The sequence below is a fragment of the Pseudoalteromonas sp. PAST1 genome, assembly GCF_021532515.1.
Classification (GTDB): domain Bacteria; phylum Pseudomonadota; class Gammaproteobacteria; order Enterobacterales; family Alteromonadaceae; genus Pseudoalteromonas; species Pseudoalteromonas simplex.
Map to the genome: position 1 here is coordinate 51,505 of NZ_JAKGBH010000019.1, position 20,109 is coordinate 71,613.

Sequence of the window (20,109 nt, forward strand, 5' to 3'; positions counted from 1 at the left end):
AATGTAAGCGCTTACAAAAATAGACAACAACATAAAATAAAACCAAATCTGGAGATTTGCATGAACCACACACTTTTCAAGAAAAAGCAGCTTGCTATTAGCCTGTCTATGGCAATGGGTTTAAGCGCGCTAGTTCCTCACTCAGCTGTCGCCGAAGAACAGCCCGACAAAGCAAGTGATATTGAAGTAATACAAGTATCAGGTATTCGCGGAAGCCTAGTAAAATCAATGGATATCAAGCGTCAATCTGCGGGGGTTGTTGATGCAATTACCTCTGAAGACATTGGTAAATTCCCTGATACCAACCTAGCTGAATCTTTGCAACGTATTACCGGTGTGTCTATTGACCGTAGTAATGGTGAAGGTAGCAAAATTACGGTTCGTGGTTTTGGCCCTGAATTTAACTTAGTAACCCTTAACAATCGCCAAATGCCAACAACTGGCGGTCGTTCATTTGATTTTGGTGACATCGCAACAGAAAGTGTGAGCGGTGTTGAAGTATATAAAACAGCGCGTTCTGATATCCCTAGCGGGGGTATTGGTGCAACAGTTAATATCACTACAGCTAAACCACTTTCTAATCCTGGTTTGCACGCTTCGATTGGTGCAAAAGCAGTTCACGACACATCAAACGAAACAGGTGATGATGTAACGCCTGAGCTTTCAGGTATCTACAGCAACACATTCAACGATGACAAATTCGGGACTTTAATTTCAGGCTCAGTTCAAGAACGTGATAACCGCGAACAATCAATGGCAGTTGATAACTGGATCCCAGATGTTGATATTTCATCGTCTCCTGATTTAGCACTGACAGATAACAACCAGCGCGCAGATGGCGCAACCTGGTATCCGCAAAATGCAGGTTACGCGTTTTCAGACAATTCACGTAAACGTACCAATGGTCAACTTGTGCTGCAATACGCACCGAATGACCGCATTACTGCAACCGTTGATTACACTTACTCAAAACTCGAGTTTGAAAAAGATGGCCGTAGCTTTGGTGTATGGTTCAATAATGGTGGTAACGTCAGCGCAGCAACTATCAATGAAAAAGGTACTTACACGCAGGTAACTGAAATTGGTGGTGACTACTCTACAAACTTAAACCGTGGTGCAACAACCAACGAAAATAAATCGCTTGGTTTAAACATTGATTGGCAAGTAACAGACAATTTAAACATTGAGTTTGATGCGCATAACTCATCGGCTGAAAGTGCCGGTGTAGGTATTGGCCACGATGCGTTTATGATCATTGGTAACACATCATGTTCATGGTGTGAAAACCCAACGGTAAATATCGACGAAAAAATGGCTGACTTTAGCCAAGGCGAAATTCCGCTTATTGATATGACCTTAACCAATGGCCAAGCAGAAATTTTACCGAGCGATATGGGAACCCTTTTCGCCGGTGTGAACAAAGATACCAACACTAACGATCTTGACCAATACCAGTTAAAAGGTACGTGGTATAACGAAGACAGCGGTGCTCTATCGAGCATTAACTTTGGTGTATCACACACTAAAATCGATTTCCGTACGACAACAGCCTACTCAGGTCAGCTTGCTGCTGGTTGGTGGTTGAACTCTGCGGATTGGTACGATGACAGCATGTTCACTCGTGTCGACAGCTCAGGTTTACTTGATGGCTTCTCTGGTGGTGGTAGCGATAAGTTATTAAATTACTACTACGATGCTGATTTTGATGAGATTGTCGCGATTGCCGAAAGCATTGACTGTGATCATCCTGATGGCGGTATTGGCGCATGTAGCTGGCCTGCTGATGTAAACGGCATGGTGCAAGCGGGTCCAATCGATGACGACCACCGTGTAAGCGAAGAAACAACGGCGGTATACGCACAAGCTAACTTCGAAACAGAATTTAACGGTATGCCAGTGAACATCACTGCGGGTTTACGTTACGAATCAACAGATGTTACAGCAAACAGCTTAGAGCGCCCTGCTGTTGCAATGGAATGGGTTAACGGTAACGAGTGGTCATACATTTACGCTGATGAACGCTCATTCTCAAATGGTGAAGGTAGTAGCAAAGAGTTTCTACCTAGCATCGATATGAACATCGAAGTAGTTGAAGACGTTATTGCACGTTTCTCTTACAGCCGCAGCCTTGCTCGTCCTCCTGTAGGCGCGCTTCGCTCAACAACGTCATTCTTAGGTAACCCGAAAGTGGGTCAACGTAAAGTGGCTGTGGGTAACCCGAACTTAAAACCTTATACTTCAGATAATATCGACCTATCACTTGAATACTACTACGGTGAAGGCAGCTATATGTCTGCGGGTTACTATCGTAAGCAAGTTGATAACTTCCTTGTAAATATCACAACCGAAGAGACGATTGACGGTATTACAGACCCATTCATCGGTGATCGTGCTGAGCAAGCGCGTGACGATTTAGCGGCAGCGGGTGAGCAACCATCTGATCAAGCAATTCACGATAAGATCAACGAAAACCAAGGCACAGAAGAAGGCACACCTATCGTTGGTAACGATACAGATCCTCTAGCAAACTTCTTCGTATCGCGTGATAACAACATTGAAACAGCAAATCTATGGGGCTGGGAACTAGCAGCGCAACATATGTTTGGTGATTCTGGCTTTGGTATTGCCGCTAACGCGACTTTCGTATTTGGTGATGTTGAAGCAGACCGAGATGCTATCGGCTATCAATTTGCCCTACCGGGTTTAAGTGATTCAGCTAACTTCTCTGCGATTTATGATTTAAATGGTTTATCGGCTCGTATTTCTTATAACTGGCGTGATGAGTTCTTAACAGGCTTTGACCAACATGCTTCACCTATCTTTACTGAGTCTTATGGCCAGTGGGATATCAACGTGAACTATTCAGTTAACGAGAACCTAACTGTGTTTGTTGAAGGCCTTAACCTGACAGATGAAACGCAACGTACTTACGTTCGTTACTCTGAGCAGCTGTTACGTGCAAACCAATACGGTGCGCGCTACAACATCGGCTTCCGCTACTCGTTCTAGCATTTTGTTGTCAAAAAAGCCGCTCAACAGCGGCTTTTTTTTTCATAATTATGCTAGTTTGTCTACATAGCATTTGAGATGGCCTTAAACATGCAAAAGAATGAAGTAAAAAAAGTCGTCATTTTAGGTGGTGGTACAGCAGGTTGGTTATCTGCAGGTTTAATTGCTGCCCAGCCTCATTTAACTCACAACGCACAAATTACCCTGATTGAGTCGCCCGATATTGCCACCATTGGTGTCGGTGAAGGTACTTGGCCGACCATGCGACAAACCTTAAAAACCATCGGCATTAGCGAAAGTGAATTTATTCAACGTTGTGATGCGTCTTTTAAACAAGGCTCACGTTTTGATGGCTGGTGCGACGATGAAGGCGACGCACATTATTACCACCCGTTCAGCTTACCGGTGGCGTATCAGCAATTAAATATTGCACCTTACTGGTTTGCCAATAAAGATGCCGTGAGTTTCAGCCACGCGGTGGCAAGCCAAACCTACTTATGCGATCACCATAAAGCACCGAAAAACCACTTACATAGTGCCTATCAAGGTGAAGCAAACTATGGCTATCATTTAGATGCTGGTAAGTTTGCCATGCTGCTACAACAACACTGCACTACCAAGCTAAACGTTGAGCATATCGTCAGTCATGTTGAATGCATCAATAGTGATGAAGATGGCTATATTAGTTCATTGCAAACTCGCGATCATGGTACTATTGCGGGTGATTTATTTATTGATTGCTCTGGCACCCACGCAAAGCTGTTACATCAACATTACGGGATAGAGCTAATTGAGCAACACGATGTGTTATTTAACGATCGAGCCGTTGCCGTACAGGTGCCCTATTTAAACCCGCAGCAAGAGATCCTTTCTTATACCAAAGCCACGGCGCAAGATGCCGGTTGGATTTGGGATATCGGCTTACAAAGCCGCCGTGGTCTAGGTATGGTGTACTCAAGTCGTTTTGCCAGCAGCGAAGATGCGAAACAGGCGCTTAGCCAGTACATTGCAAAAACCCAGCCTGGTACCGCGCAAAATGAACTGACATTTCGTGAAATTAGTTTTACGCCCGGCTATAGACGCCGTTTTTGGTATAAAAATTGTTTAGCTATTGGTATGTCTGCGGGTTTTATTGAGCCACTTGAAGCCTCAGCGTTAGTCATGGTGGAGCTTGGCCTTAATAACTTACTTGCTAATTTCCCAACACATCGTGCTGCAATGCCGACACTGGCAAAACGTTTTGATGAGCAGTGCCATTATCGCTGGCAACGTATCATTGAGTTTTTAAAGCTGCATTATGTGCTGTCAAAGCGCACAGGCCTTTATTGGCAAGCTCATAAAGAGGCAAACTCAATTCCTCTTCAACTTCAAGAAAACTTAGCACTTTGGCAATATCAAAGTCCGTGGTTAAACGACTTTGACCGCGCTCAAGAGGTCTTCTCTGCAGCCAGTTACCAGTATGTACTTTATGGAATGAAGCAATTGCCACAATTTCCTGTACTTGCAATGCCAACGGCTATTATTGAGCATTTTAGTGCTAACCAACAACAAGCCAAACGCGGATTGCAACAACTACCCACTAACCGCGAGCTGTTAAATCATATTCAGCAATTTGGTATACAACCTATTTAATCTCAGTATTAGGAGGCCCAATGGCCAATCATGTCTTACTTGATAACATCAGCCATAAAGACCTAAAAGTGATCACCACACGCGGTGCTAACTGGGGCGACAATATTAGCTGCACTACCGTGTTTCCTAGTGAGTTTGCTAAAGTTCAAGCAAATCAACCTATCGTATTTCGTAAGCACCCGCAAACAGGTCAATTTGAAGCCCTCGCTTTATTTGGTTTTGAAAATGGTGAGAACTTGCTGCTAAACGAGCAAGGCGAATTGCAACTGAGTTACTTACCGCTAAGTATGCAGCGCCAGCCATTTTTAATTGGCCAACAAACCCAGTATAACAATGGTATTCCTGAGCAATCTCTGGTGGTACATATTGATTTAGACAGCCCACGCATAAGCACACATGATGGCGAAGCCATTTTCCTTGAACATGGTGGAAATAGCGAATACTTAAATCATATTGCTCAATTACTTAACGCGTTACATCAAGAACACCAAACAATTAATCTGTTTTTTGAGCGTTTGCTTAGCGTTAATTTACTCGAAGCTTTCAGTATTGAATATGCAGATAAAAATGGCGAAAAAGTCACAGTAAGCGGCTTTTATACTATTAACCAACAGGTGCTAAACGGCTTAACCGCTGAACAGCTTAAGCAGTTACAACAGCAAGGTGACCTACAGGCTATTTATATGGTGCTGGCATCAATGGAGCACATTCCTCATTTGCTTAATAAAAAATGGGCTCAGCAGTAATGTTTGCGGCTGCGCCAATAAAAGAATGCCAGGCTGCAAGCATTGCTGATCTAAAAGCGTTTTTAGCTGAGCTAACTGAGCCACTGGTCATCAGAGGTCTCTGCGTTGATTGGCCCCAAGTCATGGCAGCTAAACAAGGTTCTAAAAACGCCTTAGACTACCTTTTAGGGCTTGCCAATAACGCCCCTGTACGCAGTTTTAGCAGCCAAGCAATTCATCAGGGACGCTATTTTTATAACGCTGATTTCTCAGGGCTTAATTTTTCACAGCACGCCGATAACCTAGTTTCTGTACTGCAAAAATTAGCACGTTCACTCACACAAACCGACAGTGATTCACTGTATATGGGCTCTACTGCTGTGGAGTATTGCGCTCCGGGCTTTAGTGTTGAAAACCCATTAACAGTAACCGATTATAACTGCCTAACCAGCCTCTGGGTGGGAAATCATAGTCAGATTGCGGCTCACTATGACAATGCCGATAACCTAGCTTGTGTTGCTGCGGGTAAGCGTACGTTTACTCTATTGCCAACGGAACAGGTCAATAACCTTTACGTTGGTCCACTCGAATTTACACCCGCTGGGCAAGCGATTAGCTTGGTTGATTTTAATAACCCCGATTTCAGCCGCTTTCCACGCTTTAAAGAGGCTTTAGCAAAGACGCAATCGGCAACTCTTGGCCCTGGCGATGCTATTTATATTCCAGCGCTTTGGTGGCATCAGGTTAGTGCAACCAGTCCGTTTAATGTGTTGGTGAACTATTGGTGGCGACAAGCCCCAGAGTATTTAGCAAACCCATTTGATGCCATGCTGCACAGTATGCTGGCAATTAAAGACTTGCCAAGCGAGCATAAACAAAAATGGCAGCAACTCTTTAATCATTATGTGTTTGCTGATGATGTGGATTTAGCAAGCCACGTTGCTGAGCCTGCGCAAGGGATATTAGCGGATATCGACGAACTAACGGCCAGAAGAATAAGGCAGCTATTACTACAAAAGCTCAACCGATAGAATGAACCAAAAGCCAGCGGATGCAACGAGTTCGGCGAAGCATCTGCAGGCTCTTGGTTCATAATTCACTTATAGCAATCCGCTTAATTAAGTACTATTGCGGATTGGTTTTACCCTTTATTTGTACTGCTGATGGCTGCTTTGTTGCACAGCCTATACCTGTTTCACTATTTTTACTACATTGAAAAACACGTACGTAATCCACCAGCATTTGCTTAGGATAACCCGTAAAATCAACACCTTGCCATCTTGCCAAACTAACTGCCAGCCTTCTCCTAGGCTGGCTTTGACAGGCGCTGGGGTTTGCTGACAGGCACTAAGCGCACCTGTTAGCAAAATAACAGCATACGATTTTACTGACATGAGACTGTTGCGTCCTCGGTGTGCGCGCTCGTTACTGATAGTTTAGCAATTGATACTTGCCATGCACCTTCAGTGGCTAATTGCCAAGGCGAGAATACTTGCCCAAGCTGCACACCTTGCTCTGCAAAGCAGCTCAAATCTACCGTTAGTGTTTGCCAATCATTTACTGCTTTAAGCTGTTTGCTAATATCAAATTGGCCGTCACAGTTTTCACCACATTGCATACCTAGCATTAGCGGCGCATCAGCAGCTTGGTCTACCTTAATCTGCATTTGCAGTTGACCCGCTTTTTCAACGTATGAACGTAAATCCGATGGGAACGCAGCCATTAAACGAACCGCAGCCGCTTCTTTACCATTAAAGCTGATTGCGCGCGCATCTTCTTGTACGTCTTTATCAAAGGTTTTTACGCTAACAGCGTTAAGGGCTGCACGGCTACTGGTCATGGCTTGTTGCTCAGAACCACTTTGTAGTTGCAGTGACCACGGTGCTTTTACGGCACGTTCAAATAATACTAAGTCTTCTAATTTAGCGGCAACTTGTGATTTTTCGCTAAGGTCATCTGCTAATGTGTTTTTATCTTGGTAAGTTAAACCAAAGCCATATGGCAATAGTGGCGAGTAGTCATTATCACCACGGTTTTGGTTACCTACCGGGTTATTTGGCCACGAGAACGATAACTTACCTTTAAAGTCATGATTGATAGAACCATCTTGCTTTTTAAAGATAACATCGCTGATTGCATCACCTTCACTGCCTGGTAACCAAGTTGCGACAAACGCATCACTAGCATTCAGCTCTGCATTCACCCACATTGGGCGGCCACTAATAAATAGCGACACCACAGGAATACCGGCATCTTTTAGCTTTTTAAGCAGGGCTAAATCAGTTTTATTACCACGTTGGTATTCAAGGTTATCTAAATCACCATTACCTTCTGCATACGGCTGTTCACCAAACACCACAATCGCGACATCTGGCTTAGATTCAAATTCGCCATTCACATTGTATTGAACCTGACCACCGGCTTGCTCAACTGTATTTTTGATCCCATCAAAAATTGAAGAACCACCCGGGAAGTCGCTATTCTCGTTACCTGTACCCTGCCAAGTGATTGTCCAACCACCTGACTGCATACCGATGTTATCTGCGCCCTGACCGGCAACTAATACATTTGCATTTGCTGATAGCGGTAACAACTGTTGTTTATTTTTCAGTAGTACCAGTGATTCACGGACTGCTTGTTTTGCAACTGCGCGATGTTCTGCACTACCAATGATTTCTGTTTTACCTGAAAGCGGACGCTTGGCAGGGCTTGGCTTATCAAACAAACCTGCGCGCATTTTTACACGTAAGATACGTGTTACTGCATCATCGATACGGCTTTGTGCAATTTCGCCACTTTTAACTTGCTTAATAAGGTTTTCGTAAAGTGGTTTCCATGCATCTGTCGGTACCATGTACACATCAAGACCGGCATTTGCTGCTTGCGCGCAGTTGCCATTAGTACAACCCGGAATTTGACCGTGGCCGTTCCAGTCACCAACAACAAAACCATCAAAACCCATTTTATCTTTTAGCACGTCGGTAAGTAGGTATTTACTGCCATGAATTTTTTCACCGTTCCAGCTGTTGAATGACGCCATTACGGTTTGCGCCCCCGCACCTAAGCCACCTACATAACCTTGCGCATGAATATCAAATAACTCTTGCTCAGATGCCGTGTTATTACCTTGGTCATCACCGCCTTCTGTGCCGCCATCACCTAAAAAGTGTTTAACCGTACTGATCACACGTTTATCAGATAAAAAGTCGTCATCAACCGCACCTTGCAACCCCTTAACAATGGCTGCTGAATACGCTTTTACAATTTCAGGGTCTTCAGAATAGCCTTCATAAGTTCGGCCCCAACGGTCGTCACGAACAACAGCCACAGTTGGTGCAAATACCCAGTCGATACCAGTTACCATCACTTCTTGCGCGGTAGCGGCGGCAATTTTTTCGATTAACTCAGGGTTGTTTGTTGCACCTAAACCAATGTTATGTGGAAATAATGTCGCACCAATTACGTTATTGTGACCATGCACGGCATCGGTACCCCACATAGTCGGAATTGAGCTGCCATCGAGCGACTCATCAATTGAGGCTTGATACATTTTTTCAGCAAGATCAATCCAATCTGCAGCGCTGGCATGTTTATCATTATTAGGGAATGCGCCACCGCCATTGAGGTAAGAACCAAAGCCGTATTTACGCATATCTTCAACGGTTATATCGCGAATTTCTGGCTGGATCATTTGCGCAATTTTTTGCTCAAGAGTCATATTTGCCAACATTTTCGCAATTTGTGCTTCCATTTCTGGATTTGCTGCAATGCCCGTTTCGATATTTGGCCAAATTTCTTGCTCAGTGCTCACGTTGGTCACCTTATCTTGTCCAGTACAACCTAGCATGCTGACGCTTGCCATCATTAACGAACAGAGAGTGAATGTTTTTTTCAATTTCATTTTTTGCACCTATGAAGTCTGAGTTGATACTTTTGAGCCAACCAGCGCAAAGTAAGTAATATATAAATAACAGGCGATTGGTAAGAATAACGCCATTTGCACGCCAATAGAATCTGCTAATACGCCTTGTAGTAATGGAATAATCGCCCCCCCTACAATCGCTAAACATAAAATGCCTGATCCTTTTGAGGTGTATTTGCCAAGGCCGTGTAAAGCAAGGCTAAAAATGGTTGGGAACATAATCGAGTTACATAATCCCACAAGCAAAATTGCCCACATAGCAAGGCTGCCCTCACCCGTCATAGCAATCAATACTAACAATACCGCCAACAAGCCATGGCATGCCAACACCTTGCCTGCATTAAATTTCTGCATTACAACTGCACCAATAAAACGGCCAACCATGGCTCCTGCAAAGTAGTAGCTAATATAATGCGCAGCTTCATTTTCTGGTAAACCAGCAATGTTATCTAGGGTCAAAAAGCCCACCAAAAAGCTACCAATCGCCACTTCTGCGCCCACATACACAAAAATACCTACAGCACCTAAAATGAGGTGGCGGTAACGCCAAACACTGCCTAAATCAACAAAATCTTCTAAATCTTGATGTGCCGCTTCGCTATCACTTTCTTTACCTAGTTTTGGCAGTTTTAAAAATGCAAAGATAACCGCAAGTACCAACAAGCTTAACGACAACATTAAATAAGGGAGTTTCACTTCTTCTGCGGTGGCTTGACTAACCTCAGATAGAATTAACCAACCACCAAAAATTGGTGCAACCGTGGTTCCTAACGAGTTAAATGCTTGTGTCATAGTCAAACGCGAAGATGCTGTTTTTTGCGGACCAAGTACACTTACATAAGGATTGGCAGATACTTGTAAAATCGTGATGCCCGAGGCAAGGACAAACAAGGCTAGTAAAAATAATTCGTACACATGGGCAACCGCAGCTGGGTAAAACAGCGCACACCCCACGGCTGCGACCACTAAGCCAACCACGATACCAAACTGGTAGCCAATACGACTGACCAACTTTCCAGCAGGCATCGACATCACAAAATACGCACCAAAGAAGCAAAATTGAATGAGCATAGCCTGCGTATAGTTAAGTGAAAACATACCTTTTAAATAAGGGATTAAAATGTCATTCAGACAGGTTATGAATCCCCACATAAAAAATAATGTGGTCAATGATGCCAGCGCAAAGTGCTGCTTAGGCATATCTGCTTGGCTTGCAGCAGCCGACACAGGGGTTGAAACATGAGCCATAATTTTCTTCTCTAGTTAATTATATTTATCAGTTTGTTACAGCAAGGTTTAATACTTAATCACTAACAGCAAATAGCGAAATATGTTGCAACATTAAATGTAAGCGCTTACATTTATAACATATAAATCATATTTAGCAATTTATTTGCAGAAAAATTGTAAGCGCTTACAACTGAGTCTAAGCTCTAATTTACTAAGCCTTACACTTAACCCGAAGGACGAGTATCTACTGTGTATAAATCAATTTCACTGTTACCAGATTCATCTTTACTCAAGCCCGAGTTCACGTTCGGTGTGGCAACAGCTTCATTCCAGATTGAAGGGGCACGCGATAAGCGCCTTGATTGTATCTGGGATACATTTTGCGAAAAGCCTGGCGCTATTGCTGACCAAAGCCATGGCGATGTAGCTTGTGACCATGTTGCACGTTGGCAGCAAGATGTCGAGATGATTGCAGATTTGGGTGTCGATGCTTACCGCTTATCTATTTCGTGGCCAAGGGTCATGCAGCAAGATGGCTCGGTTAACGAGCAAGGTATGGCGTTTTATGTTCAGTTATTAACGGCTTTAAAAGCGCGTAACATTAAAACCTATGTCACCTTATATCACTGGGATTTACCTCAATACCTTGAAGATAATGGCGGCTGGTTAAATCGCGAAACTGCCTATAAATTTAAAGACTATGCCGAACTTGTTACTCAACATTTAGGCCATTTGGTTGATTCATTCGCCACCTTGAACGAGCCATTTTGTAGCGCTTATTTAGGCTATGAAGTGGGTGTACATGCACCTGGCATAAAATCACAACAAGCTGGCCGACAAGCAGCGCACCACTTACTACTCGCCCACGGCCTTGCTATGCAAGTATTACGTAAAAACTGCCCAAGCACAGAAGCAGGTATCGTATTAAACTTCAGCCCAACGTATCCTTTAACCGAAGATGATAAAAAAGCCGCAGAGCTTGCTGATCAATACCACAATCAATGGTATATCAAAGCGATTTTAGAAGGTGCTTACCCCTCTTTACTGGATGATTTAGCAGATGAAGTTAAACCAATTATTATTGCTGGCGATATGGCGATTATTCGTCAAGCCGTCGACTTTATTGGCGTTAACTATTATACCCGCATACACTACAAAAATACCGCTGATGGCTGGTTTGAAGAAGCAAGCCTTACGGATGTTCGTGTTACCGATATGGGCTGGGAAGTTTATCCACAAGGCTTAACTGAGCTTTTAGTATCATTGCATCAGCAATATGATTTACCAAAAATGTACATTACCGAAAATGGCGCAGCCATGGCCGACACGCTAGAAAATGGTGAAGTAAACGACATCGAGCGAGTAGATTATTATCACACTCATTTAAATGCAGTGTGTGATGCAATTCGCCAAGGCGTCAATATTCAAGGCTACTTTGCGTGGAGCTTAATGGACAACTTTGAGTGGGCCTATGGCTACGAAAAGCGCTTTGGGTTAGTTTATATTGACTACCAAAGCCAACAACGCATTTTAAAAGAAAGCGCAAAACAATATCGCGCGCTACTCAAACAGCGATAAAAATAACAACAATCGAGAACACACATGCTGACAAAAAGAGAAAAAATAGCCTACGGATTAGGCGACACAGCAAGTAATATCATCTTTCAAACGGTGATGTTATTTTTAACTTTTTTCTATACTGATATCTTTGGTATTTCACCCGCGATTGTTGGCACCTTGTTTTTGGTGGTGAGAGTCGTTGATGCCATCACCGACCCATTAATGGGAGCCTTAACCGATTCAACTCGCACTAGGTGGGGAAGCTATCGCCCCTACTTACTCTGGCTCGCTTTACCATTTGGGGTGATCAGCATGATCACCTTCACCACACCAGATCTACCTGAGTCAGGCAAAGTCATTTACGCCTTTGTCACTTACACTTTGCTGATGCTGGTGTACACCGCGATTAACATTCCTTACTCAGCGTTAGGTGGGGTATTAAGTGGCGACCCGAAAGAGCGAGTATCCATTCAATCTTATCGCTTTGTGTTTGGTATGCTGGGCGGCTTAATTGTCAGTGCCTGTACTTTGCCTTTGGTAAACTGGCTTGGCAAAGGTGATAACGCTACGGGCTACCAACTCACGATGGCCCTGATGAGCGGCTTAGGTGTGATCTTATTTTTGATTTGTTTTCGCTTTACCAAAGAGCGCGTAGCGGCGCATAACAGCTCATCGTTGAGCTGGAAAACCCGCATGAACACGCTATGGCAAAATGGCCCATTTAAAGTATTGTGCTTTGCTGCATTTATGCTGTTATCCAGTATGGTACTGCGCACCACCCTTGCCATTTACTATGTAAAATATGTACTTGGTGAAGCCGAGCTGGTCACCTACTTTGTTACCATCGGCATGATAGGTAATATTCTGGGCTGTGCCTGTGCAAACCCTCTTAGTAAACGCGTTGATAAAAAAACCGCCTATATTCGTTTGCAATACATCTCTGCGGCAATTAGTTGCGTGGCATTTTGGTTGCCAGGCGAACAACTTGCACTTGCCTTTGCGGTGTACTTTTTGTGGTGTTTTTTCACGCAAATGGCAACTCCGTTACTGTGGGCAAAAATGGCCGACACCATAGATTATGGGCAATGGAAAACCGGTGAAAGGCTAACAGGCCTAGTCTACGCAAGCGTGGTCTTTTTTATTAAGCTTGGCCTTGCTCTTGGCGGTGCCATTGCAGGTTGGTTATTGGCATTTTATGGCTATGAAGCCAATACCGAACTCAGTGAACACACGCTCTCGGGTATCTTAATTTCATTTACCCTTTACCCAGCAATAGGTAGTATGCTTGTCGCATTTATCATGAAAAGGTATATTCTTGATAATCAAACGGTTGAGCGGATCAGTGCCGATTTATCGTTAAAAAAGCATCCATAACTTTGTTTAAAAAGGAATAACATGGCCACCATTTACGAGGTGTCGAAACTTGCAGGCGTTTCTCTTGCAACCGTTTCGCGAGTAATGAACAACAATGCAAATGTCAGTGATGCAACACGTAAAAAGGTCACTGCCGCAATGGATGAGCTTGGCTATAGACCTAACTCAATTGCTCAGTCACTGGCATCAAATTGCTCGAACAGTGTTGGTCTACTGGTCTCTGAATTACAAGGCCCATTTTACGGGCCTATGATGAGCGGCATTGAAAATACCTTTCGTAATCAAGGCAAACACCTGATTATTGCTGCAGGTCACAGTGATGAAGAACGAGAAAAACAAGGGATTGAATTTTTAATTAGCCGTAACTGCGATGCGCTTATTTTGCATGTTGAAGCAGTCAGCGACGACTACCTAATTAAACTTAGCAAAGGCCGTACTCCGTTTGTACTAATCAACCGCTATATCAGCGAACTCAGTGACCGCTGCATTTTGCTTAATAATATTAAAGGCGGATATCTAGCGACTAAACATGTTCTAGAACAAGGTCATAAAGACATTGCCTACATCAGTGGACCAGCTTGGAAGCAAGATGCCAAAGACCGCCTAGAAGGCCACAAACAAGCGCTGGCTGAGTTTAACCTTGAGTTTGATGAAAACCTCTTATTTCAAGGTGATTTCATGGAAGCGAGCGGTTATGAGGGGTTAAAAGCGCTTCATCAACAAACGCATCCATTCACGGCGCTTATCTGTGCTAATGATGAAATGGCAGTGGGTGCCATGGCAAGCGCACGCGATTTAGGGCTAACGTTACCTAAGCAATTGTCGATTATGGGCTACGATAACGTGTTTTTCACCCGTCACGTTTACCCACAATTAACCACCATTAATTACCCCATAAATGAAATGGGCCGCATGGCTGCTGACTGGGTGTTAAACCAAGTTTATCAAAAACAAACACCGCCGTTACAAACGCTATTTGAACCTGAACTAGTAGTCAGGCATTCAATTAGTCAGCAATAAGCTCGGATAACAAGCCAAGATTAATCGGTTTTAACAGCACTTGTTCTATATCAAGTTGTTTAATTCTTTCTGGCTCTGGTTCGGCGCCACTTACAATGACTAATTTTAAGTCGGGGTGGCGCTGTTTAATTTCTTTTGCTAAATCTAGCCCTCCACCATCAGGCAAATGCATATCGAGTAATACTTTAGCAAAATTTTGGTCGTCACTCAGTGTCTCAAGACACGCAGCACAACTTGGCGCTATGACAGTTTCAACACCTAAGCTTTCAAGCAATAATTGGGTAATCTGTGCCGCATCACTGTCGTCTTCAACCAATAAATAACGCGTGCTCTGGTTGGTCATTTCAGGGCTGTCGTCTTGCTCAACCACAGGTGCAGTATTGCCTTCGCAAATATAATGATTAAGCACTTGGTAAAGCAACCCAGAATCAACCGGCTTGGCAATCATATCGTTAAAACCCAGTGCGCTTAACTCAGTTTTCACCCCTTTCATAGTGGCCGCAGTAAGCGCGATAATTGGCCCTTGATAACCCATTTTACGAAGTTCAATAGTGGCTTCTTTACCGCCCATAACCGGCATATGCAAATCAATAAAAACAATATCAAAAGGCTCACCCGCTTGTTCTGCATTAGCGACTTTCTCAATAGCTTGTTTACCGTGTTCTGCGTATTCCACTTCAGCACCGGTCATAGTGATCATATGACCTACTAGGTTACGTAAATCTTTTAAGTCGTCGACCACTAATACCCGACCACTGGTTTCAAGGGTGGCTAATTTTTGTTGGCAATCTGGGTTTGAATCAAAACGCAGTACTTGGCGCTCAACATCACGAATGTTGCCCGGGTAGATAGAAAGGGTAAATTCTGAGCCCACACCTTGCGTAGACTCAAGCTCAATTGAGCCTTGCATTCGATTAAGTAGCTCAGAACAAATGGCAAGGCCAAGCCCTGCTCCACCGACATCTCGGGATTCTACATCAGCAATTTGTTCAAATGGTTTAAAGATCAAAGCTTGTTTTTCGGCTGGGATTCCAAGACCTGTGTCTTTAATACTAAAAAACAGCATTTCGCGCTCATTAACCCAAGCAGTCCAAGCACGCACTGTGATCTCGCCTTGGTTAGTAAACTTAATTGCATTGTTGATGATGTTAATCAGGATTTGGCGTAACCGCGTCGCGTCTGTGTTGACAACTAAAGGTAAGGCTTGCTGAGATTCAAATTTAAGTGTTAAGCCTTTATCAACCGCTGAGACGCGCATTAAGGTATAAACGTCCGCCATTAGGCTATCTAAATTGACATCACTGCAATTGAGCTCAAGTTTATCAGCAGCAATTTTTGATAGGTCGAGCACATCATTAAGTAAGCTCAGAAGATGCTTACCATTTCGGTAAATCACACCCAGCTCGTTTTGGGCATGCTGGTTCTTACCACTTTGCATTAGTAACTCGGTATAACCCAAGATGGATGACAGGGGCGTACGTAACTCATGGCTTAAATGCGCCAAAAAACGGTCTTTAGAACGGTTTTCTGCTTCAGCTTTTAAGCGTTCAACACGCTCATCTTCAACATCTCGTCGTGCTAACGCATAACGAATAGCGCGGGCAAAACGGCTAGAGTTCATCTCGTTTTTAACAAGGTAATCAACCGCACCGGCATCAAGCGCTGCAGAATCGAGAGCTTCATCTGATTGCCCGGTAAGCATGATAATCGGACCGCGAAAACCATTATCAACGGCCCGTTTTAGCACTTCTAAACCATCAGAGGCACCTAAACGATAATCTAACAAACAAATATCATGCTTGTTTTCGCTCAGCACACTGATGGCCTGTTCAGGGCAACTTAACCACTCAACATCGAATGTATGGGAACCTAATTGCTCTAGGTAGTCGCAAGTAAGAATATAATCGTCTTCGTCGTCTTCTACTAAGAGTAATCGGGTTACCTTATCTAACATTCTTATTCCTTATAGCAATTTGCTTAATAAAATATTATCGCAAATTGGAATTAATCGTTCTGTGGTGTTGGCAGCTCTACAAACTCTACCCAGTATTTCCCTAATGTTTGCATTAACTCGACTAAACCTTCAAAAGTAACTGGCTTAGTAATGTATGATGCAGCCCCTAAGTCGTAGCCTTTAACCATATCTTCTTCTTGTTTTGATGTAGTTAAAATCACCACCGGAATACCCTTCAAGTTAGGGTTAGCTTTGATTGCTTGTAAAGCTTCACGGCCGTCCATACGCGGCATATTCAAATCGAGTAAAATCAAGCCCGGGCGCGGTGAGCTTTCTTTTTCACTAAATTTGCCTTTACGCTCAAGGTATTCAAGCAGTTCTACACCGTCTTCAACAAAAAACAACTCGTTTAATACACGGCTTTCGGCCAATGCATCTTGGGTTAATAAACGATCATCTTCGTCGTCATCAGCCATTAAAATGGTTATTGGTTTAACTTTATTAAGTGGCATTACGCCTCTCCTTGTAGTGTGAAAAGCGATGTTTCCACGGGTAATTTAAGAGTGAAGCTTGCACCCTCACCAACGCGACTACTTGCTGTTATTTCTCCGCCATGACGCTCCACAATACGGCGACAAACCGATAGTCCTATGCCTGTGCCTTTGTATTGCGAACGGCCATGTAACCGCTGGAACGGAACAAATATTCTTTCTAGGTATTCTTCTGAAAAGCCAATTCCGTTATCTGAAATTGTAATAACTTCCCACTCTACATCAGTGTGATGAACTTCGCTAAATTCTGAAATTCGCTGATATGCAATATCAATCACAGGCGCAACATTCTCACGCCTAAACTTTACTGCATTCGACAGAATGTTTAAGAACAACTGTAGCATTTGACTCGGGTCTGCTTGAATATGCGGTAAGGTATCGAGGTTAACCGTGGTCTCAGATTCTTTTATTGCGATTTCAAGATCATCAAGTACCTCTGCAACGACTTCATTCAAATCTGTATCAACAAAGTCCTTACCACGAGTGGTTACGCGTGAGAATTCAAGTAGGTCATTGATTAAATTAGACATACGCTGAGCGGCATTTTTCATACGATTAATGTAATCAACCCCTTTTTCGCCGAGCTCATCTTTAAACATCTTTTCAAGGCGGTCACTGAAGGCTTGAATCTTACGCAGTGGTTCTTGTAAATCATGACTTGCAACAAAGGCAAAGTCTTCAAGCTCTCTATTTGAGCGACTTAGCTCATCTGAATAGATGGTTAACTCTTGCGTTCGTTCTGCAACCTTTGCCGCCAAGTTTTCGTTTTGTTTTTCAAGGTCAGCTCGGTACTTAGCTTGATTGCGTATGTTGATACGGGTTAACACAAACATACCAATAAGCAGTAAAGCACTTGTCACTGCAGTAATCGCAAATGTTAACTTCGCTTCGTTTTTAATTTGTGAGAGCTTTGCAAACTGCTCTATTTTAAAATTAAGCTCACGCATTTGAATTTCATCAACTCCAGCGCGAATATCTTTATATAAATCACGACCTTGGTCTGTTAATAACAAGCGGCGAGCTTTCACGTCTTTATTTGCAAGAGCTAGATCGGTGGTTTTAGTCATCACTGCGACTTTATCGTTTACTAAATGAATTAAACGAGCAATGCGGTCTGCTTGACCGGGAATTTCTGAATGCAAGCTTTTCACAAGCATGATCTGCGCTTGCATTGAAGCGATAGCATCATTGTAAGGCAGTAAATAATCTTCTCGGTCACTAAGAAGATAACCTCGCTGACCTGACTCAGCCTGTACTACAGATAAATGTAGCCGCTCTATTGCAGTATTAAGTGAGTTAGTATTATCAAGACTACTTTGTGTTTCTGTTAGAGAGCGAATGCTATTGAGGGCTAAAAAAGCATTCGCCACCACGATACACAGCACCACGGCAATAAAGCCAGCCCAACTGACCGCTATTTTTCCTTTTTGTTTTTGCATTTGCTTCCCAATCAATGAGTGCTCAATCTGCTGCGTGAGTGTCACTTATTTCTTGTAAGTGTTCACTGCACTGCTGACAGTTTGTAATTATTTTATCTAATGCCTCGAGTGCTTTTTGCTTAGGCATATCATTTTCTAATACGAGCTTAACTAACTCTGCATTCATCGAAATACGGTTTAGCGGTGCACGAGCATCGTGCACCATTTTTCGTAAAGACTCGTTGTTACTCATAGCTATCCTTAGTTATTTGTATTCGCCAATGCCCCCATAAGCATTTAAACGGTTATAAAGTGTTTTCGTACTGATCCCCAGCATTTGCGCAGCAATCGTCTTATTACCTTGTACTTTATCTAAAGTCGCGTGGATCAATTCTTTTTCAACTTCTTCAATGGTTTGCCCTGCAACAACTTGGTTTGCTTGGCTCTCTTTATTCACTTTAGAAAACGGTGATTCTAACGAATCAGGTAAAGTAATAACGGAGCCTTTTGGGTCACTCATAATAAAGGCACGGTGTATAGCATGGCGAAGTTCACGCACGTTACCAGGCCAATCATGTGCCTCAAGTTCTTTGATTTGCGCTGCTTGCCATTTAAAGTCGGTGCCGTTTTCATCATTAAGCTGATCTAAAAAAGCATTGGCAAGCAATGGAATATCTTCTTTGCGCTCACGAAGCGGTGGAATATCAATAGGGAATACCGCTAAACGAAAGTAAATGTCTTCACGAATAACATTATTTTGCGCAAGGTCGGTCAAGGTGCGGTTGGTTGCAGAAATAACGCGGCAATTTACCGCTTGCTCTTTGGTTCCACCCACTCGAGTTACTTTTTTACTTTCGAGTACACGTAGTAAGTTTGGCTGCATATCAATGGGCATTTCTGTCACTTCATCTAAAAACAAAGTACCACCAGCAGCTTGCTCAAACACCCCCTCTTTACGTGCAATAGCGCCTGTAAATGCGCCCTTTTCATGGCCGAAAAGTTCGCTACCAATCAGCTCTTTAGAAAATGCACCACAGTTAGTTGCTACTAAAGGGCCATCACACTCAGTGGCGTTGTGAATTGCCTGAGCAACCACTTCTTTACCAGCACCACTTTCCCCCATCAACATTACATTGGCAGAAGTTGCTGCAACACGCTCAATCATAGTGTAAAGCTTTTGCATCACCTCAGATTCACCAATTAAGGTGCCAAAGTGGCGTTTTGTAGCTGGCGTTGCTTTTTTCTTAGGGCTTGCTTTTTTCGGGTTGAGTACCCGTTCTATATCTTCTCGTTGTAGTGGTTTGACTAGGTGACCAACATTAGGCTCACACATTTCAGCCAACTTACCCTTTACTGAAGGATGCCCTGAGATTAACGTAACACGAGGCGATTGACCGATTGCTTTTAAGTGCTCAAGCAAATGTAGACCGCTGCCATCTGGCAACATAAAATCTAAAAAAACATGGTCAAACGTGTTGTTTTCAAACCATTGCTCAGCTTCAGCAAGGTTCGCTGCGGTATTTATATTGTGCCCGAGGAACTCAACAATGTGACAAACTACATCACTAAACTCACTGTCATCATCAACTAAAAGTACGTTTAACATATTTATTCCATAAGCTTTTTTAATCATTCTACGCTTAGTTCCAATAAAAATAAAATAAAGCGCGTTAGATACTAATTGAATTCAAATTACGACCATATTACTGCATTT

At 43.2% G+C, this 20,109-nt stretch carries 15 protein-coding genes; 7 read left to right on the forward strand and 8 right to left on the reverse strand.

Annotation, left to right across the window (positions count from 1 at the left end):
* Nucleotides 1–60: 60 nt before the first annotated feature.
* The 4 genes from L1272_RS11165 to L1272_RS11180 all read left to right on the forward strand — a co-directional run bounded on the left by L1272_RS11165 (nucleotide 61) and on the right by L1272_RS11180 (nucleotide 6,397).
* Entirely contained in the window at nucleotides 61–3,009 is a 2,949-nt protein-coding gene (locus tag L1272_RS11165) for a TonB-dependent receptor (RefSeq protein WP_235373417.1), read from the forward strand.
* 90 nt (nucleotides 3,010–3,099) lie between these two features.
* The gene (locus L1272_RS11170) at nucleotides 3,100–4,641 is read left to right on the forward strand and encodes a tryptophan halogenase family protein (protein WP_235373419.1); all 1,542 of its coding nucleotides are present in this window, start codon (nucleotides 3,100–3,102) and stop codon (nucleotides 4,639–4,641) included.
* Between the two features lie 20 nt (nucleotides 4,642–4,661).
* Nucleotides 4,662–5,387: a SapC family protein gene (locus tag L1272_RS11175; protein WP_235373420.1), complete on the forward strand. Its 726-nt coding sequence runs from the start codon at nucleotides 4,662–4,664 to the stop codon at nucleotides 5,385–5,387.
* A complete protein-coding gene (locus tag L1272_RS11180; protein ID WP_235373421.1) occupies nucleotides 5,387–6,397 on the forward strand; it encodes a cupin-like domain-containing protein in 1,011 nt (336 codons plus the stop codon). Before L1272_RS11175 ends, L1272_RS11180 begins: the two co-directional genes overlap by 1 nt.
* A 94-nt stretch (nucleotides 6,398–6,491) precedes the next feature.
* Here the strand turns inward: L1272_RS11180 and L1272_RS11185 are convergent, their stop codons facing one another.
* The 3 genes from L1272_RS11185 to L1272_RS11195 form a co-directional block, all read right to left on the reverse strand.
* Nucleotides 6,492–6,653 (reverse strand): hypothetical protein, encoded by a 162-nt coding sequence (locus tag L1272_RS11185; protein WP_235373422.1) that lies wholly within the window; start codon nucleotides 6,651–6,653, stop codon nucleotides 6,492–6,494.
* A 97-nt stretch (nucleotides 6,654–6,750) separates the two neighbouring features.
* Nucleotides 6,751–9,267: a glycoside hydrolase family 3 protein gene (locus L1272_RS11190; RefSeq protein ID WP_235373423.1), complete on the reverse strand. Its 2,517-nt coding sequence runs from the start codon at nucleotides 9,265–9,267 to the stop codon at nucleotides 6,751–6,753.
* Between the two features lie 9 nt (nucleotides 9,268–9,276).
* Complete coding sequence (locus L1272_RS11195) at nucleotides 9,277–10,536, reverse strand: sugar MFS transporter (RefSeq protein ID WP_235373425.1); 1,260 nt, start codon at nucleotides 10,534–10,536, stop codon at nucleotides 9,277–9,279.
* A 231-nt stretch (nucleotides 10,537–10,767) separates the two neighbouring features.
* Here L1272_RS11195 and L1272_RS11200 point away from each other — a divergent pair, with 231 nt between their 5' ends.
* The 3 genes from L1272_RS11200 to L1272_RS11210 are packed head-to-tail and all read left to right on the forward strand — an operon-like array spanning nucleotide 10,768 to nucleotide 14,472.
* Nucleotides 10,768–12,096: a GH1 family beta-glucosidase gene (locus L1272_RS11200; RefSeq protein WP_235373427.1), complete on the forward strand. Its 1,329-nt coding sequence runs from the start codon at nucleotides 10,768–10,770 to the stop codon at nucleotides 12,094–12,096.
* A gap of 24 nt (nucleotides 12,097–12,120) precedes the next feature.
* Nucleotides 12,121–13,452, forward strand: a complete 1,332-nt coding sequence (locus tag L1272_RS11205) for a glycoside-pentoside-hexuronide (GPH):cation symporter (RefSeq protein WP_054552606.1) — start codon at nucleotides 12,121–12,123, stop codon at nucleotides 13,450–13,452.
* A 21-nt stretch (nucleotides 13,453–13,473) separates the two neighbouring features.
* The gene (locus L1272_RS11210; protein ID WP_138600360.1) at nucleotides 13,474–14,472 is read left to right on the forward strand and encodes a LacI family DNA-binding transcriptional regulator; all 999 of its coding nucleotides are present in this window, start codon (nucleotides 13,474–13,476) and stop codon (nucleotides 14,470–14,472) included.
* Here L1272_RS11210 and L1272_RS11215 read toward each other — a convergent pair.
* Genes L1272_RS11215 through L1272_RS11235 form a run of 5 tightly spaced genes read right to left on the reverse strand, consistent with a single transcriptional unit; the run spans nucleotide 14,459 to nucleotide 20,001 of the window.
* Complete coding sequence (locus L1272_RS11215) at nucleotides 14,459–16,426, reverse strand: response regulator (protein WP_166338159.1); 1,968 nt, start codon at nucleotides 16,424–16,426, stop codon at nucleotides 14,459–14,461. The two genes, L1272_RS11210 and L1272_RS11215, sit on opposite strands and share 14 nt — an antisense overlap.
* A gap of 50 nt (nucleotides 16,427–16,476) precedes the next feature.
* The gene (locus L1272_RS11220; protein WP_054552609.1) at nucleotides 16,477–16,938 is read right to left on the reverse strand and encodes a response regulator; all 462 of its coding nucleotides are present in this window, start codon (nucleotides 16,936–16,938) and stop codon (nucleotides 16,477–16,479) included.
* A complete protein-coding gene (locus L1272_RS11225) occupies nucleotides 16,938–18,416 on the reverse strand; it encodes a sensor histidine kinase (protein WP_235373429.1) in 1,479 nt (492 codons plus the stop codon). Before L1272_RS11225 ends, L1272_RS11220 begins: the two co-directional genes overlap by 1 nt.
* A 22-nt stretch (nucleotides 18,417–18,438) precedes the next feature.
* Complete coding sequence (locus L1272_RS11230) at nucleotides 18,439–18,648, reverse strand: histidine kinase (RefSeq protein WP_054552611.1); 210 nt, start codon at nucleotides 18,646–18,648, stop codon at nucleotides 18,439–18,441.
* Between the two features lie 12 nt (nucleotides 18,649–18,660).
* Entirely contained in the window at nucleotides 18,661–20,001 is a 1,341-nt protein-coding gene (locus L1272_RS11235) for a sigma-54-dependent transcriptional regulator (protein WP_235373430.1), read from the reverse strand.
* Between the last annotated feature and the right edge of the window lie 108 nt (nucleotides 20,002–20,109).